The following is a 17,214-nucleotide window of genomic DNA, read 5'->3' as shown; positions in this document are numbered from 1 at the left end:
AGGCGTGCCCACTTGCAGCTTGTCGCTTGTAGCTGACGTCATGCTACAGGCGCGGGAGGCGGCTCGTCCGGAAGTGTCGGCTCGCCGGGTTCGGTGGGTTCCGTAGGATTGGGATCAGGATCGGGATCACCAGGAACACCGCCTGCCGCCTCAGCGGGATGGGCCAGCAGTGACCAGGCCAGGACGCCGATCTGATTGGGCTCAAGCCTTGCCAGTTCGGCACTGATTCGCGGATCGATCTTCATAGAGCAACTCCTGAGCGAAGGCCCGCTGCGTTAACGCAAAAAAAACGGGCAGTACACTTCATAGAGTGCCTGCCCGCTCAGGAATTCCAACAGCTCGTCAGAATCAGGTACGCGGCAATGTCACGCCGCGCTGGCCCTGGTATTTTCCGCCCCGATCCTTGTAGGAAACTTCACATTCCTCGTCGGACTCCAGGAACAACATCTGCGCCACGCCCTCGTTGGCGTAGATCTTCGCCGGCAGGGTCGTGGTGTTGGAAAACTCCAGGGTCACGTGGCCTTCCCACTCCGGCTCCAGCGGCGTGACGTTGACGATAATGCCGCAACGGGCGTAGGTGCTCTTGCCCAGGCAAATGGTCAGCACGTTGCGCGGGATGCGGAAGTATTCCACGGTGCGGGCCAGGGCGAAGGAGTTCGGCGGAATGATGCAGACGTCGCTCTTGACGTCGACGAAGCTCTTCTCGTCGAAATTCTTCGGGTCGACGGTGGCCGAGTTGATGTTGGTGAACACCTTGAACTCATCGGCGCAGCGTACATCGTAGCCGTAGCTCGAGACACCGAAGGAAATCAGCCGGTTGGCGCCTTCGCCACGCATCTGGCGCTCTACGAAGGGCTCGATCATGCCGTGCTCTTGCGCCATGCGGCGAATCCACTTGTCCGATTTGATGCTCATGGCGGTGTCCTGAATAGCGAGGTGGAAAAAACTGTCCGGCATCTTACCGGGGCGCGGGGCGGGTTCAAAGTGCGGGAAGCAAATCTCGGCGATCCACCCTGATTTCCGGGCCCTGACGGCCATCGTGCGCGCCGTCAGTCATTAAAACCGAGAAACCTTCGCAAAGACCATTGGCACGTTCCGGAAAAAGGGGTAAGGTGGCGTCACTGTGCTGCTTGTGTCACTGAGAATCTCTACACGATATGTTGAATTTCGATCCAACCATCTACAAGAATTTTTCCTGCTCTTTGCACTCAGTCTCGGCCAGGGTTCTTCCTGTGTCGCAGTTATCTTTGTTCAAGGAGTTACACCATGTCTAATCGCCAAACCGGTACCGTTAAGTGGTTCAACGATGAAAAAGGCTTCGGCTTCATCACCCCACAATCCGGTGACGATCTGTTCGTTCACTTCAAAGCTATCCAATCCGACGGCTTCAAAAGCCTGAAAGAAGGCCAACAGGTTTCTTTCATCGCTACCCGCGGTCAGAAAGGCATGCAAGCTGAAGAAGTTCAAGTTATCTAACTTGTCCTTGCTTTAGTAAAAGGCCCCGCCCTCAAAAGCGGGGCTTTTTTGTGCCTGCCAGTTTTATCCAGCGCAAAAAAAATGTGGGAGCAAGCCCCCACATTATTCCGCCTTGACCGGTTACTTACCAGGTCACGCCAAACCCGGCCGTATAACGCGTCTTGCTCAGGTCGCTATCCTCGGTGCCTTCGATGACATCCTTCTCAGCCTTGAGGTTGAGCGACGCCCAGTCGGTCACCTTGTAGCGCAGCCCCATCTCCGCGTCGTAGGCATATTCGGCGACACCCGAAAGCGGCTTGCCCACTTCACCGTTGGTGAAGAACTCGACGCGCTTGCCAATCAGGTAGCGGTTGTAGTCCCACTTCATGGCCACGGAATAGAAGTTGTCCTTGCCGCCATCACGGTATTCATAGTCGGTGCGGTTGAACAATGAACCCAGCGAGAACGCGCCCAGCTCGTCATCCCAGAACTGATAGCCCGGACCGGTACCCACCACGCGCTGGCGAGCCAGGTCTTCGACCTTGTCGCGCTTGTAGTTGAGGCGACCTTGCCAGAACCACTTGTCCGTGAGGAAGCGGTCGAGGGAATACTCCAATCGCCAGTTGTCAGTCGACACCACGTCGTCCTGGAATTCACGGTTGTACTCGCCCTCGGCGATATGCCGCCATCTGCCGTGGCGTGCCGAGGTCTTGAAGTCGACGTCGTAATCGTCGGTATCGTTTTCCGCCCGCTGGTAATCCAGCGCGGCATCGATATTGCCCTTCCATACCAGATCCTCGACCACCGGCTTGGGCTTGAGGATCTGTTGGATACTCGCCAGATCGACGGTCTTGGGCGCATCACCGTTGGCCAGGGTTACCTTGCCATCCTCGGCCGCCTGCAACGCCTTGGCCTTCTCGCCGGTATAGGCGTCCTGCTTGACCAGCAATTGCTGGTCGCTTTCAAGCGTCTTGACCTGTTTCCAGTCAATTGGGATTGCACCGGCGTAATCGGTCTGGATCAGCAGTTTGCCGCCATCGAAAACGGTGATCTTGCCGCTGAGCTTGTCGCCGTTCTTCAACCAGACGGTATCGGCAAGCAGGGGCATGGAGGCGCTCGTAACAGCTAGGCACAGCAGGGTTCTGGACAACATAAGCGATAATGGGCTCAAGTTTGCGTTGAAAAGGCGGCATTATCCCCCAGGATGACACCTCAGCAACGACTGACCCGCGTATGGGGGATGAGTTCATTTATCAACGCGCCCTGTAGGAATTAATCTACAGACGGACACCTTCAGGAAACCTTACTCGTGACTGACGCCCCAGCGGCCACCGAGAATGCCGCCCAAATTCGCCGTACCACGCTTTATCTGACCTTGGCCCAAGTGCCGGCCGGCAAGGTTGTCACCTATGGCCAGCTCGCCGAGATGGCTGGCCTGGGCCGCGCCGCACGCTGGGTCGGCCGAACGCTCAGCCAGTTGCCGAACGACACGAAGCTGCCGTGGCACCGGGTCCTGGCGGCCGGGGGCCGGATCAGCCTGCCGGCGGGCAGCGCCTCGGGGGATGAACAACGTGCGCGCTTGCGCATGGAAGGGATCAGTGTCCTGAACAATCGTGTTGATATTCAGCGCCATGGCTGGCGTCCGGTAGAGCACAGCGGTTAGAGTGCGCGCTTTGTTTTCGCAATTTTTGAGGCAGACTCCAGCCCATGCCCCGTAAAACCTGGCGCGCCGCCCTCGCCGCCTATGCCAGTCCTTCGACGCTCGTGCTGTTGCTGCTTGGCTTCGCCGCCGGCTTGCCCTACATGCTGGTCTTCTCCACGCTGTCGGTCTGGTTGCGTGAAGCCGGCGTGGCCCGCGAAACCATCGGTTACGCGAGCCTGATCGGCCTGGCCTACGCCTTCAAATGGGTCTGGTCGCCACTGCTCGACCAATGGCGCCTGCCATTGCTGGGCAAGCTGGGGCGTCGCCGCTCCTGGCTGGTGCTCTCTCAAGGCTTGGTGATCCTGGGCCTGATCGGCATGGGTTTCTGCGATCCGCAAAAACATCTGTCCTGGCTGATCGCGATTGCCGTGATAGTGGCCTTCGCCTCGGCCACCCAAGACATCGCCGTCGATGCCTATCGATTGGAAATCGTCGACGACACGCGCCAGGCCGCCCTCGCCGCCAGCTACATGTCCGGCTATCGCATCGCCGCCCTGCTGGCCACCGCCGGTGCCCTGTTCTTCGCCGAAGGTTTTGGTTCCACCGGGTTTAGCTACAAGCACTCAGCCTGGGCCGGTACGTACCTGCTGTTTGGCGTATTGATGGTGCCGGCGTTGCTGACCTCGTTGATCATGCGCGAACCGCCCGTGCCACTGCGCACCCAGTTGCAGGCCGGGCGCTATACGTTCGTCCATCAACTGGCGTCGGTTTTCGTACTGATCGTGCTGCTGGTGTCTGTGCCGGCGATGTTCACCCAGCTCTATAACACCGACTTCGCCAGCGTGCTGTTCGAAGGGGTCAGCCTGCTCGACCTGCTGCTCGAAGACCGCGCCTTCCTGCGTGCCATCCTCTATACCATCCTGACCGCCATCTGCCTGTCATCCCTAGGTCGCCGAGGCCTGGCGCCAGTACTGACGCCCATCAACGACTTCATCCTCCGTTACCGCTGGCAGGCGCTCTTGCTGCTGGGGCTGATCGCAACCTACCGGATGTCCGATACGGTCATGGGCGTCATGGCCAACGTTTTCTACATTGACCAGGGATTTACCAAGGACCAGATTGCCAGCGTCAGCAAGATCTTCGGGCTGATCATGACGCTGGTGGGCGCCGGCATGGGCGGCCTGTTGATCGTGCGTTTCGGCATCCTGCCGATCCTGTTCATTGGGGGCGTGTCCTCGGCCGCGACCAACATCCTATTCCTGATGCTCGCCGACATGGGCCCCGACTTGCAGATGCTGATTGTCACGATTTCCCTGGACAATTTCAGCTCCGGCCTCGCCACCTCGGCCTTCGTCGCGTATCTGTCGAGCCTGACCAACCTGAAGTTCTCCGCCACTCAATATGCCCTGCTCAGCTCGATCATGCTGTTGCTGCCACGCTTGATCGGCGGCTATTCGGGGGTCATGGTGGAAAAATTCGGTTATCACGATTTTTTCCTGATCACCGCCCTGCTCGGCGTTCCGACCCTGCTGCTGATCGCCTTGCACTGGTACCAGGAAAACCGCCGCGAAGGCTTGAACTCCGATCCGGAATCGCCGCCGACCCGGCCCGCCGAAGAGTCGTAGGAAATTTCAGCAGGGCGCCGGAGAAAGCGGCGCCTGGATCCGGCGGCAGGCCACGCGCCTGTACGCCAGGGCATCTCGCCCGTACAATGCTGCGTCACTTCTCGTCATCAGCAACCGACAACGGCCAACCATGCGCACCAGTCAATTTTTGCTCGCCACACAGAAAGAAACGCCTTCCGACGCCGTCGTGATCAGCCATCAGCTGATGCTGCGTGCTGGCATGATCCGCAAGCTCGCTTCCGGCCTGTACACCTGGCTGCCGATGGGCTTGCGAGTGATGCGCAAGGTCGAAGCCATCGTCCGCGAAGAAATGGACGCCGCCGGTTCCCTGGAAGTGTTGATGCCGAGCACCCAGCCGGCCGAGCTGTGGCAGGAATCTGGCCGCTGGGAAGAATACGGCCCTGAGCTGCTGCGCATCAAAGACCGTCACGGTCGCGACTTCTGTGCGGGCCCGACCCACGAAGAAGTGATCACCGATCTGATGCGCAACGAGTTGAGCAGCTACAAACAGCTGCCTATCAACCTGTACCAGATCCAGACCAAATTCCGCGATGAGATCCGTCCACGCTTCGGCCTGATGCGCGGCCGTGAGTTCATCATGAAGGATTCGTACTCGTTCCACGCCGACCTGGCCTCGCTGCAAGTCACTTATGACCGCATGCACCAGGCGTACTGCAACGTGTTCACCCGCCTGGGCCTGAAATTCCGTCCGGTTGAAGCCGACAACGGTTCCATCGGCGGTGCCGGCTCCCATGAATTCCACGTATTGGCCGAGTCCGGCGAAGACGACATCGTCTTCAGCAACGGCTCCGACTACGCCGCGAACATCGAGAAGGCCGAAGCCGTGCCACGGGAAACCTCCCGCGCCGCGCCGACCGAAGAATTGCGCCTGGTAGACACGCCGAACACCAAGACCATTGCCCAATTGGTGGAAGGCTACAACCTGCCGATCGAGCGCACTATCAAGACCCTGATCGTGCGCGCGGAAGAAGAAGGCAAGCTGATTGCCCTGATCGTCCGCGGCGACCATGAGCTGAACGAAATCAAGGCCGCCAACCAGCCAGGCGTCGCCAGCCCATTGGTCATGGCCACCGACGCCGAACTGCGTGATGCCATCGGTGCCGGTGCAGGTTCCCTCGGCCCATTGAACCTGTCGTTGCCGATCATCATCGACCGTTCGGTGGCATTGATGAGCGACTTCGCCATCGGCGCCAACATCGATGACAAGCACTATTTCGGCGTGAACTGGGAGCGCGACCTGCCGGTTCCAACCATCGCGGACCTGCGCAACGTTGTTGCCGGCGACCCGAGCCCGGACGGCAAGGGCACCCTGGAAATCAAGCGCGGCATCGAAGTCGGGCACATCTTCCAGCTGGGCGACAAATACAGCAAAGCCATGAAGTGCGAAGTACTGGGCGAGAACGGCAAGCCGGTCACCCTGCAAATGGGTTGCTACGGCATTGGCGTGTCCCGCGTAGTGGCGGCAGCGATCGAACAGAACAACGACGAAAACGGGATCATCTGGAGCGACACACTGGCGCCATTCCAGATTGCCCTGGTGCCGTTGCGCTATGAAACCGAACAGGTTCGCGAAGCGACCGACAAGCTCTACGCCCAATTGACGGCCGCCGGCTTCGAGGTGCTGCTGGACGACCGCGACAAGAAAACCAGCCCAGGCATCAAGTTCGCGGACATGGAACTGATCGGCATCCCGCACCGGATCGTGGTCAGTGACCGCGGACTGGCCGATGGCAACCTGGAATACAAGAGCCGCACCGAGGCCGAGCCACAAGCGCTGCCGGTCGCCGACGTGCTGTCCTTCCTCCAGGCCCGTATCCGCCGCTGAGACCAGATAGAGACGTCATGTTCAAGCGAAACACCTTAGCGCTGGGGGGCGCCGCACTGTGCGGCGCCCTGCTGGTCAGCGGATGCGCCAACCAGATGTCGCAACGCACCGAGCACGAAGAACGGATCGAGCGCAAACTGCTTGACCATAGCCTGCAGATCGATGTGGGCGAACCCAAGGTGCTCGACTTGCCGCAGCGTCGCGTGCGCATCAACGAACAAAAGACTTTTGAAGTGACCGAGTTCGAGGTCACCCGCCATTACGACCGCTATACGCCCTACCAGCCTTGGCGGGAGGTCTATGAGATCCCGCTGGGTGCGGTGGCGGTAGTGGCCGGTGTCGGCGCGAACGTCGTCAATGTGTTCGCCTTGGGCACCCTGCCCGACACGGCGACCCGCGACTGGATCAGCTACGGTTTCGCCGGGCTCAACCCGTTCATGAACGTTCCGTCCAACGGCCGGGCGCAACAGAATCTGGCGGGTATCGACGAAGTCCAACGGGACAAGCGCACCGAATATTCGAGCCTGCCCTGGAGCGAGCGCCCGGTCCAGGTGAAAGCCGCTCGCCAGACGTTCGAGCTGAGCACCGACCGTAACGGCGTGTTGCGCTTGAACCTGCTGGAAAGCCCGTTCGCCGAGCATGACCTGAGCCAGTTCGGCAAATTGCAGATCAGCGTCACCGATGCCCAGGACGAGGTGCATACCGACTCGTCCCTGAGCATCAGCAGCACGTTGCGCAGCAAATTGGTGGAAGCCCATGCGTTGATCTATGACGACCTGGAAGATGACGAGGTGAGCCAGTGGGTTCACCGAGTCAAGCGGCTGTCGGAGCTGGGCCTTGAAGAAGAAGCCAGCGAGCTGGAGCAGAGCCTGATCGAACTGACCCGCAATGATCCGGAACTGCAGGCCGAATTCCTGAAAGCCCTGACCAAGGACGGCGGGCGGCTGGTGGCGGACCCGGGCGCTAGCTGAGTGGATGCTCCCCTGTGGCGGGGGAGCTTGCTCCCGCTGGGCTGCGGCTTTACCGCTCAAACAACTCCAACTGCTCAAACCCACCCCGTAAATCCTCCAGCCGCACCCCTATTCCCAGCAACCGTACCGGCTTGCCGCCGCGGTTGAAGGCCTGGGTCAACAGCAACTGATAACTGCCCAGGTCCCGCCCTGCCCCGGCCTGTTCCAGGGTAGTCTGGGTGAAGTCATGAAATTTGACTTTGACGAACGGCTTGCCCGGACGGTAGCTGCTGTCAATCCGCGCGATGCGGCCGCTCAGGGTTTCCATCAGTTCGGGCAGCTTGTCGAGACAGCTCTGCAGGTCGGGCAAATCGACGTCGTAGGTGTTTTCAACGCTGATGGACTGACGCCGACTGTCGTTATGCACCAGGCGGTCGTCAATGCCACGGGCGAGGCTCCAGAGTCGCTCGCCAAAACTGCCGAATTCGCGCACCAGCGCGAGCTTGTCCCACTCGCGCAGATGCCGGCAATCGACAATACCGAGCCTGTTCAACTTGTCGGCGGTGACCTTGCCGACACCGTGGAGCTTGTTCACTGGCAAGGCCGATACGAAATCTTCTACTTGGTCGGGGGTGATGACGAACAAGCCGTTGGGCTTTTTCCAGTCACTGGCAATCTTGGCGAGGAATTTGTTCGGCGCGACGCCGGCAGACACAGTGATGTGCAACTGATTGGAAACCCGTCGGCGAATGTCCTGGGCGATACGCGTGGCGCTGCCTCCGAAATGCGCGCTGGCGGAGACATCCAGATAGGCCTCGTCCAGGGACAACGGTTCGATAAGGTCGGTGTAATCACTGAAAATCGTATGGATTTCCTTCGACGCTTCCCGATAGGCATCCATCCGCGGCTTGACGATGGTCAGGTCCGGACAGAGTTTCAAGGCGTGACCGGAGGACATGGCCGAGCGCACGCCATAGGCCCGCGCCTCGTAATTGCAGGTTGCGATCACGCCACGCCGGTCCGCCGAGCCGCCGACCGCCAGGGGTTTGCCGGCCAGTTGCGGATCATCGCGCATTTCGATCGCGGCATAGAAGCAGTCGCAGTCGACGTGGATGATTTTGCGTTGCGTCATATAAAGAAGCGGTACGTGGGATGGATCGGAGCGCCAGTATCTCACTCGAACCTGTACATAGCACCAGTAGTTTGAAAGATCCTTCAGCGGACGCGGAAAAAGCCTACATGAATGTATTTCTTCAATCGCAGCGGACCGCTCGATAGAGCGCTAGCCCTTGCCAGGCCTGCGTCACAGCACTGCAACATTCGCTTTTCCCGAGGCTAACCACTTGAAGCGGAACAGGTTTTTCAAGTAAAGGGGTTGACAGAGCGTCGATCCTCTGTAGAATGCCGACACACAGACGCGGGATGGAGCAGTCTGGTAGCTCGTCGGGCTCATAACCCGAAGGTCGTCGGTTCAAATCCGGCTCCCGCAACCAAACATCAAGAAAGGCTACTCGAAAGAGTGGCCTTTTTTGTGTGCGCTTGGTTTGCAGCGTCGGTGGGGTCCCAACTCCATCACCGCTCCGCGCCGTCGAAGTTGTAGGACGATTTCCCGTTTGTTTTCGCGTATTTAGCCAACCGGACGTTTATTTTGCCCAGCGCCTTATTAACGGTTGACACTCCGGCGTTCGCCTGTAGAATGCCGCCACACAGACGCGGGATGGAGCAGTCTGGTAGCTCGTCGGGCTCATAACCCGAAGGTCGTCGGTTCAAATCCGGCTCCCGCAACCAAATATCAAGAAAGGCTGCTCGAAAGAGTGGCCTTTTTTGTGTGTGTCGAAAAAGACTCCATTACAAATATTTTGTAATTATTTTCCGCCGCAGGGATTGGTAACTTGGCTGGATACCCCCATCCTGTCGCGCATAGCTCAAGAGGTGATTGATGCGCGCCCACTCGTCTGACTCACAAGACACTGTTACTGCGACACAACCGATCAAGGCCGAGCGATTGCGCTGGCTGGATCGGATCAGCCAGTACCGCCAACCGATCGGCCTCGCTGTCACGTTACTGCTGTTCGCGATTGCCTTGATTGCTTGCCGGCATCTCCTCAGCGAACTCGACCTCTACGCCCTTCACGACGCTATCCTGGAGGTGCCGAGGCCGGCCCTGCTCGGTGCGATCGCCGCCACCGTGGCCGGTTTCATCATTCTGCTGGGCTATGAGTGGTCCGCCACTCGCTACGCCGGCGTGAAGCTGCCGCCACAGACCCTGGTCCTGGGTGGTTTCAGTGCGTTCGCCATCGGCAATGCCATTGGCCTTTCGCTGCTCTCGGGCGGTTCGGTTCGCTACCGGTTGTATGCCCGACATGGCCTGGGGGCGGCGGACGTTGCCCACATGACCTTGTTCGCCAGCCTGTCCCTGGGCTGCGCGCTGCCGCCGTTAGCGGCGCTGGCAACCTTGAGCAACCTGCCCGCCGCATCTGCGGCCTTGCACCTTCCAGCCGCTTTGCTGGGCTCGATCGCTGTCGCCGTATTGCTGCTGACCGCCATGTTGGCCATTGGTATCTACCGCCGTCGCCTGCCGGAGCAACCTTTGCGGGACAGCCTCCTGGTCAAGGCCGGTCGCCGGACCTTGCGCCTGCCAGGCCGACGCCTGACGTTCCTGCAATTGGTCATCACCGCTCTGGATGTCGCGGCCGCCGCCACGGTCCTTTACCTGTTGCTGCCCGAGGCGCCACCGTTCGGTCCCTTCTTGCTGGTGTACTTGTTGGCGTTGGCGGCCGGCGTACTCAGTCATGTCCCGGGCGGCGTCGGGGTGTTCGAGGCGATCCTGCTGGCCGCGTTTGCCGACAAACTGGGGGCCGCGCCACTTGCCGCTGCGTTGTTGCTGTATCGCTTGATCTACGTGCTGCTGCCGATGCTGGTGGCGTGCGTGTTGCTGCTGATCAATGAGGCGCAACGATTGTTCCAGACCCGCCAGACGCTGCGGGCGACGTCGGGTTTCGCCGCGCCGATCCTGGCGGTGCTGGTGTTTCTGTCCGGCGTGGTGCTGCTGTTTTCCGGCGTGACGCCCGAGATCGACACCCGCTTGGAGCACATCGGCTTCCTGATCCCCCATCGACTGGTAGACGCTTCGCACTTTGGCGCCAGCCTGGTGGGCGTGCTGTGCCTGTTGCTGGCCCAAGGCTTGCGCCGTCGCCTGTCCGCCGCCTGGATGCTGACCACCGTCCTGCTGCTGGTTGGTGCCCTGCTCTCGCTGCTCAAGGGTTTCGACTGGGAAGAAGCCACGCTGCTGACCCTGACGGCTGCCCTGCTGGCGGTGTTCCGGCGGTCCTTCTATCGGCCGAGTCGCCTGACCGAGCTGCCGTTTTCGCCACTGTTCCTGATCGCCAGCCTATGCGTGCTGGGCGCGTCGATCTGGTTGCTGTTGTTTGCCTATCAGGACGTCCCCTACAGCCATCAACTGTGGTGGCAGTTCACCTTGGACGCCGATGCCCCTCGCGGCCTGCGCTCATTGCTGGGCGCCGCGGTGCTGCTGGTGGTGGTGTCGCTGACCTGGCTGCTGCGTACCGCGCGACCGGTGATCCACCTGCCCACGGCAGAAGAGTTGGAGCGGGCCAAGACGATTCTCATGGCGTCTTCGCAGCCCGACGGTGGCCTCGCGCTGACCGGCGACAAGGCGTTGCTGTTTCATCCCAACGATGAAGCCTTCCTGATGTATGCCCGCCGTGGCCGTAGCCTGGTGGCGTTGTACGACCCGATCGGGCCAAGCCTGCAGCGCGCGGAAATGATCTGGCAGTTCCGTGACCTGTGCGACATCCACCACGCCAGGCCGGTGTTTTATCAGGTGCGCGCCGAGAACCTGCCGTACTACATGGACATCGGCCTGACCGCGATCAAGCTTGGCGAAGAAGCGCGCGTGGATCTCAAGCGTTTCGATCTCGAAGCCAAGGGCAAGGAGATGAAGGACCTGCGCTACACCTGGAACCGTGGCACCCGTGATGGCTTGTCGCTGGAGATCCATGAGCCAGGCCAGGCGCCGATGGATGAACTCAAGGTCATTTCCGATGCCTGGCTGACCGGCAAGAATGTGCGCGAGAAAGGCTTTTCCCTGGGCCGTTTCAGCAACGACTATCTCAAGCATTTCCGCATCGCCGTGATTCGTTTCGAAGGTCGCCCGGTGGCGTTCGCCAATCTGTTGGAAACCCACAACCACGAGCTGGCCAGCCTTGACCTGATGCGCGCGCACCCCGACGCTCCGAAACTGACCATGGAATTCATGATGGTCGGCTTGATCCAGCATTATAAAAACCACGATTACGCCCGCTTCAGCCTCGGCATGGTCCCACTCTCGGGCCTGCAACCACGTCGCGGCGCACCACTGGCCCAGCGCCTGGGTTCGATGGTGTTTCGCCGTGGCGAGCAGCTCTACAATTTCCAAGGGCTGCGCCGCTTCAAAGACAAATTCCAGCCTGACTGGGAACCTCGTTACATGGCCGTGCCCGCCGGACTCGATCCGCTGGTGGCACTGGCCGATACCGCCGCCCTGATTGCGGGCGGCCTGACTGGATTGGTGAAACGCTGATGATGCAACGCTCCTGGCGATACGTAGTGGCCGCCCTGCTGGTGCTGGCGGTGATTCTCGGTAGCGGCTACTGGTACTGGAACCGTCCGGCCCCGCAACCAACCCTGGAACAACTGGAACCCGCCGACGGCGTGCCGATGACGCGGATCACGCCCGGCACCAAGTCCCGCGCCCACGTGCTGGTGGCGGTCAATGAGGACCAGAAGCTCAGCGACACGCAGTTGACCACCCTCAGCCGCAGCGGCTCGGCCGAGATTGTCCAAGTGATCCTGCCCAAGGACTGCATGCTCCAAGGCCGCGCCCTGCAGGCTGGCCTGAGACAGCTCCAAGGCCCGGCCACGCTGGTCAGCGGCATCGGTCCTGGCGCGGTGCTGGCCTGGCGCTGGCTGGCCGAACAGAAAGACGACAAGGCCCAGGCCATCTCGGTGGACCTGGCCCTGGAAAAACCTGGCTGCACGCACCTGTTGCCGAAAAGCGCGGCACACGGTCGCTGGCTGGTGGCCTGGAACGATAACCCCGACGACACCAGTGCCGGCTTCGTACGCGATCAACGCAACGCCGAAACCAGCATCAGCGACTACGACATCAATCTGCCGCAGGTGCTGAACAACGAGCTGCGCAAGATCCTGGTGGGCGCCGAGAAGGGCAAGGGTGGCCTGAGCATTCCAGTCGTGGAAATCCCTGCCAGCCAGGCCCGCGATACCGTGACATTGTTCCTTTCCGGAGACGGCGGCTGGCGTGACCTCGACCGCGACGTGGCCGATGAAATGGCCAAGATCGGCTACCCGGTGGTGGGCATCGACACCCTGCGCTATTACTGGCAGCACAAGAGCCCGGAGCAAAGCGCGGCCGACCTGACCGAGTTGATGCAGCACTACCGCCAGATCTGGGGCACCAAGCGCTTCATCCTGACCGGTTACTCCTTCGGCGCCGATGTGCTGCCAGCGATCTACAACCGCTTGCCTGCGACGGAGCAGCAGCGGGTCGATGCAATCATCCTGCTCGCCTTCGCCCGCACTGGCAGTTTCGAGATCGAAGTGGAAGGCTGGCTCGGCAACGCTGGCACCGAAGCCGCCACCGGCCCGGAAATGGCCAAGCTGCCCGCCGAAAAAGTGGTCTGCATCTATGGTGCTGAAGAAGCCGACGAAAGCGGTTGCACCGACAAGACAGCCGTCGGCGAGGCCATCAAGCTACCTGGCGGACACCACTTCGACGAAAACTACCCGGCCCTGGCCAAGCGGTTGATCGATGAAATCAACAAGCGGCAGAACAAGACAGCCGAACAATAAGCGGCTACCCGCCTGACAAAAGCCCCAGCAGCCTTCGAGTTGCCGGGGCTTATTTGTGATCGCCGCTTATACACAACCCTCTGTGCGAGCAAGCCCGCTCCCACAAGTTTTTTGGTTTGGCATCAACATATGCATCGCCCACAAAAAAGCCCCCGCCGCCGCAAGGCAACGAGGGCTTGTTGTTCCCGGTCTACATCTCGACCTGCGTCCCCAGCTCGATCACCCGGTTCAACGGCAGGTTGAAGAAGCGCAGGTTACCGTTGGCGTTCTTCAGCATGAAAGCGAACAGCGATTCGCGCCAGCGGGCCATGCCTTCGAGCTTGGAGGCGATGACCGTCTCGCGGCTGAGGAAGTAAGTGGTGCGCATCGGACTGAAATCCAGCTCGTCAAGATGGCACAATTTCAGGGCCTCGGGCACGTCCGGCTCGTCGGTAAAGCCGAAATGCAGGATGACCCGGAAGAACCCCTCGCCGTAGGCATCGACTTCGAAGCGCCGTTGCGGCGGTACGCGGGGAATGTCTTCGTAGACCACTGTCAGCAAGACCACTTGCTCATGCAGCACTTGGTTGTGGAGCAAGTTGTGCAACAACGCGTGAGGCACGGCATCCGAGCGCGCGGTCAGGAATACCGCCGTGCCCTGTACCCGGTGAGGGGGTTGTACGCGGATGCTGCTGATGAAGACCGGCAGCGGCAACGCCCCTTCGTCGAGGCGATCGACCAGCAATTGCTTGCCGCGCTTCCATGTCGTCATCAACACGAACAAGGCAATGCCGGCGATGACCGGGAACGCACCGCCCTGGATGATCTTCGGCACGTTGGCGGCGAAATACAGCCCGTCCACCAGCAGGAAACCGAACAGCACCGGGACCGCCAGCAACGGCGGCCATTTCCACAGCAGCAGGATCACGGCGGACACCAGGATCGTCGTCATAAGCATCGTCCCGGTCACCGCCACGCCGTAGGCCGACGCCAACGCACCAGAGGACTCGAAACCGAGCACCAGCAGCACCACGCCGACCATCAGCGACCAGTTCACCGCACCGATGTAGATCTGGCCCTGCTCGGCGCTGGAAGTGTGCTGGATGTACATGCGCGGGATGTAACCGAGCTGGATCGCCTGGCGAGTCAGGGAAAACGCACCGGAAATCACCGCTTGCGAAGCAATCACCGTAGCCAGCGTCGACAGCCCCACCAGCGGCAGCAACGCCCAGCTCGGCGCCAGCAGATAGAACGGGTTGCGCGCCGCTTCCGGATCACCGAGCAGCAAGGCGCCCTGGCCGAAATAATTAAGCATCAGGCCGGGCAGAACCAGGATGAACCAGGCACGAGCAATCGGCTTGCGACCGAAGTGGCCCATATCGGCGTACAGCGCTTCGGCGCCGGTCAGCGCCAGCACCACGGCGCCGAGAATCGCCACGCCCATGCCCGGATGGACAACAAAGAACCGCACGGCCCAGGCCGGGCTCACAGCCTGCAACACTTCCGGATGCTGGCTGATGCCATAGACGCCGAGGGCGCCGAGCACCAGGAACCAGGTCACCATGATCGGGCCGAACAGAATGCCGATCCGCGCGGTGCCGTGGCGCTGGATCAGGAACAGTGCGACGAGCACCACCACCGACAGCGGCACCACCCAATGATCGATGCCTTCGAATGCGAGGCCGAGGCCTTCGACCGCCGAAAGCACCGAGATCGCTGGCGTGATCATGCTGTCGCCGTAAAACAGCGCTGCGCCGATCAAGCCGCAGATCACCAGCAACGTGCGCAGCCGCGCCCTTCCCGCCGCAGCCCGCCGCGCCAGGGCGGTGAGTGCCATGATCCCGCCCTCGCCCTGGTTGTCGGCCCGCAGGACGAACATCATGTACTTGATCGACACGACCCAGATCAACGACCAGAAGATCAGCGACAGGATCCCCAGCACCCCATCGTGATTGACGGGCACGCCATAGGCACCGGAAAACACTTCCTTGAGGGTGTACAACGGGCTGGTGCCGATGTCGCCATAAACCACTCCAACCGCCGCGACCAGCATGCTCAGCGGTTTCGCTGCCGAATGCCCGGCGTCCGCCGCCTGACTACTTGCGTGACCCATCCAATACTCCTGGTTTGCTGACGCGTCTTCTTGAACGAAGCACCATGCCGTGTGAGCCAGCATGGGCTTTTTTACGCATTGTTACAGACGTTTTATTGACTGTAGGAATTCTTCAAGAAGTAAAGGCGCGAAGCATAGCGCAGCACTCGTCGCATTTCCCTGCATAAACCCGCATAAAGCTGGTCAAGTGCGTCGGCCATGGATAGAATTGCGCACTTTTTGATCAGAGGCGCGTCAGGCGCCCTGTCTCGGCAAGAGACGATCTCCCCTACACCGAGGTTAGACATGTCCACCACTCCCGCGTCAGCCAATCCAAAGGTTGGCTTCGTATCCCTGGGTTGCCCGAAGGCTTTGGTCGACTCCGAGCGCATCCTCACCCAGCTGCGCATGGAAGGCTATGACGTTGTGTCCACCTATCAGGACGCCGACGTGGTTGTGGTCAACACGTGCGGCTTCATCGACTCGGCCAAGGCCGAGTCCCTGGAAGTGATCGGCGAAGCCATCAAGGAAAACGGCAAGGTCATCGTCACCGGCTGCATGGGCGTGGAAGAAGGCAACATCCGTAACGTGCACCCAAGCGTGTTGTCGGTGAGCGGTCCGCAGCAGTACGAGCAAGTGGTCAATGCGGTGCACGACGTGGTACCGCCGCGCCAGGACCACAACCCGCTGATCGACCTGGTGCCGCCGCAAGGCATCAAGCTGACCCCGCGTCACTACGCCTATCTGAAGATCTCCGAAGGCTGCAACCACAGCTGCAGCTTCTGCATCATCCCGTCGATGCGCGGCAAACTGGTGAGCCGCCCGGTGGGCGATGTGCTCGACGAGGCCCAGCGCCTGGTCAAGTCCGGCGTCAAGGAACTGCTGGTGATTTCCCAGGACACCAGCGCCTATGGCGTCGACATCAAGTACCGCACCGGTTTCTGGAACGGCGCGCCGGTGAAAACCCGCATGACCGAACTGTGCGAAGCCCTCAGCACGCTCGGCGTCTGGGTCCGCCTGCATTACGTCTATCCGTACCCGCATGTCGACGAGCTGATCCCGCTGATGGCCGCCGGCAAGATCCTGCCGTACCTGGACATCCCGTTCCAGCACGCCAGCCCGAAAGTCCTCAAGGCCATGAAGCGCCCGGCCTTCGAAGACAAGACCCTGGCGCGCATCAAGAACTGGCGGGAAATCTGCCCGGACTTGATCATCCGTTCGACCTTCATTGTCGGCTTCCCTGGCGAAACCGAAGAAGACTTCCAGTACCTGCTGGATTGGCTGACCGAAGCCCAACTCGACCGCGTCGGCTGCTTCCAGTATTCGCCGGTTGACGGCGCGCCGGCCAACGACCTGGACCTGGACGTGGTGCCGGACGACGTCAAGCAGGACCGCTGGGATCGTTTCATGGCGCATCAACAGGCCATCAGCTCGGCACGCCTGCAAATGCGCATCGGCCGCGAAATCGAAGTGCTGGTGGACGAGGTCGACGAACAAGGCGCCGTGGGCCGCTGCTTCTTCGACGCCCCGGAAATCGACGGCAACGTGTTCATCGACAACGGCAGCAACCTCAAGCCAGGCGACAAGGTCTGGTGCAAGGTGACCGACGCCGACGAGTACGATTTGTGGGCTGAACAGATCGGTTGATCCAGACAAGGCGGGGCTGCTGCTGTGGCGAGGGAGCCACAGGCTGTTTTCAGCCACCCGCCTGCCAGCCCCAAAAAAATCCTGAAGCCCCGCTCTTGCAACAAGAT

Annotated in this window: 13 protein-coding genes and 2 tRNA genes; 10 read left to right on the top strand and 5 right to left on the bottom strand. The window is 60.7% G+C overall.

Annotated features, from left to right (window positions below; translation table 11 throughout):
* Positions 1–38: 38 nt before the first annotated feature.
* Both HU762_RS08145 and dcd read right to left on the bottom strand, forming a co-directional pair.
* Positions 39–245, bottom strand: a complete 207-nt coding sequence (locus HU762_RS08145; RefSeq protein ID WP_186635172.1) for a hypothetical protein — start codon at positions 243–245, stop codon at positions 39–41.
* Between the two features lie 103 nt (positions 246–348).
* On the bottom strand, positions 349–915 hold the full coding sequence (dcd, locus tag HU762_RS08140) for a dCTP deaminase (RefSeq protein ID WP_186615277.1): 567 nt from the start codon (positions 913–915) through the stop codon (positions 349–351).
* A 351-nt stretch (positions 916–1,266) separates the two neighbouring features.
* Between dcd and HU762_RS08135 the strand changes: the two genes are divergently transcribed.
* Positions 1,267–1,476 carry a cold-shock protein gene (locus HU762_RS08135; RefSeq protein ID WP_002554837.1) on the top strand — a complete coding sequence of 70 codons (210 nt, stop codon included), beginning with the start codon at positions 1,267–1,269 and terminating at the stop codon, positions 1,474–1,476.
* A gap of 124 nt (positions 1,477–1,600) precedes the next feature.
* Here the strand turns inward: HU762_RS08135 and HU762_RS08130 are convergent, their stop codons facing one another.
* Positions 1,601–2,608 carry a DUF481 domain-containing protein gene (locus tag HU762_RS08130; RefSeq protein ID WP_186635169.1) on the bottom strand — a complete coding sequence of 336 codons (1,008 nt, stop codon included), beginning with the start codon at positions 2,606–2,608 and terminating at the stop codon, positions 1,601–1,603.
* A 156-nt stretch (positions 2,609–2,764) separates the two neighbouring features.
* Here HU762_RS08130 and HU762_RS08125 point away from each other — a divergent pair, with 156 nt between their 5' ends.
* The 4 genes from HU762_RS08125 (at position 2,765) to HU762_RS08110 (ending at position 7,539) form a co-directional block, all read left to right on the top strand.
* Positions 2,765–3,118 (top strand): MGMT family protein, encoded by a 354-nt coding sequence (locus tag HU762_RS08125; protein ID WP_186615273.1) that lies wholly within the window; start codon positions 2,765–2,767, stop codon positions 3,116–3,118.
* A gap of 44 nt (positions 3,119–3,162) precedes the next feature.
* Positions 3,163–4,722 (top strand): AmpG family muropeptide MFS transporter, encoded by a 1,560-nt coding sequence (locus HU762_RS08120; protein WP_186635166.1) that lies wholly within the window; start codon positions 3,163–3,165, stop codon positions 4,720–4,722.
* A 130-nt stretch (positions 4,723–4,852) separates the two neighbouring features.
* Entirely contained in the window at positions 4,853–6,568 is a 1,716-nt protein-coding gene (locus tag HU762_RS08115; RefSeq protein ID WP_186635163.1) for a proline--tRNA ligase, read from the top strand.
* A 17-nt stretch (positions 6,569–6,585) separates the two neighbouring features.
* The gene (locus tag HU762_RS08110) at positions 6,586–7,539 is read left to right on the top strand and encodes a hypothetical protein (RefSeq protein ID WP_186635161.1); all 954 of its coding nucleotides are present in this window, start codon (positions 6,586–6,588) and stop codon (positions 7,537–7,539) included.
* 49 nt (positions 7,540–7,588) lie between these two features.
* Here HU762_RS08110 and dinB read toward each other — a convergent pair whose 3' ends face one another.
* The gene (gene dinB, locus HU762_RS08105) at positions 7,589–8,650 is read right to left on the bottom strand and encodes a DNA polymerase IV (protein ID WP_186635158.1); all 1,062 of its coding nucleotides are present in this window, start codon (positions 8,648–8,650) and stop codon (positions 7,589–7,591) included.
* A 284-nt stretch (positions 8,651–8,934) separates the two neighbouring features.
* On the opposite strand from dinB, the gene HU762_RS08100 reads away from it, so the two are divergent.
* From HU762_RS08100 to HU762_RS08085, 4 genes are all read left to right on the top strand, one after another.
* Positions 8,935–9,011 (top strand) — tRNA-Met (locus HU762_RS08100).
* A 218-nt stretch (positions 9,012–9,229) separates the two neighbouring features.
* A tRNA-Met gene (locus HU762_RS08095) sits at positions 9,230–9,306 on the top strand.
* Between the two features lie 151 nt (positions 9,307–9,457).
* The gene (gene mprF, locus HU762_RS08090; protein WP_186635155.1) at positions 9,458–12,100 is read left to right on the top strand and encodes a bifunctional lysylphosphatidylglycerol flippase/synthetase MprF; all 2,643 of its coding nucleotides are present in this window, start codon (positions 9,458–9,460) and stop codon (positions 12,098–12,100) included.
* Positions 12,100–13,389, top strand: a complete 1,290-nt coding sequence (locus HU762_RS08085) for a virulence factor family protein (protein WP_186635152.1) — start codon at positions 12,100–12,102, stop codon at positions 13,387–13,389. Before mprF ends, HU762_RS08085 begins: the two co-directional genes overlap by 1 nt.
* A gap of 190 nt (positions 13,390–13,579) precedes the next feature.
* On the opposite strand, the gene HU762_RS08080 is transcribed toward HU762_RS08085, so the two are convergent.
* Positions 13,580–15,481 carry a potassium transporter Kup gene (locus tag HU762_RS08080; RefSeq protein ID WP_186635149.1) on the bottom strand — a complete coding sequence of 634 codons (1,902 nt, stop codon included), beginning with the start codon at positions 15,479–15,481 and terminating at the stop codon, positions 13,580–13,582.
* A 285-nt stretch (positions 15,482–15,766) separates the two neighbouring features.
* Here HU762_RS08080 and rimO point away from each other — a divergent pair, with 285 nt between their 5' ends.
* Positions 15,767–17,107 carry a 30S ribosomal protein S12 methylthiotransferase RimO gene (gene rimO, locus HU762_RS08075; protein ID WP_186611251.1) on the top strand — a complete coding sequence of 447 codons (1,341 nt, stop codon included), beginning with the start codon at positions 15,767–15,769 and terminating at the stop codon, positions 17,105–17,107.
* Positions 17,108–17,214: the final 107 nt, after the last annotated feature.

It is taken from the genome of Pseudomonas sp. SWRI92, assembly GCF_014268685.1.
Lineage (GTDB): Bacteria > Pseudomonadota > Gammaproteobacteria > Pseudomonadales > Pseudomonadaceae > Aquipseudomonas > Aquipseudomonas marvdashtae.
This window is presented reverse-complemented; position numbering and strand designations above follow the sequence as displayed.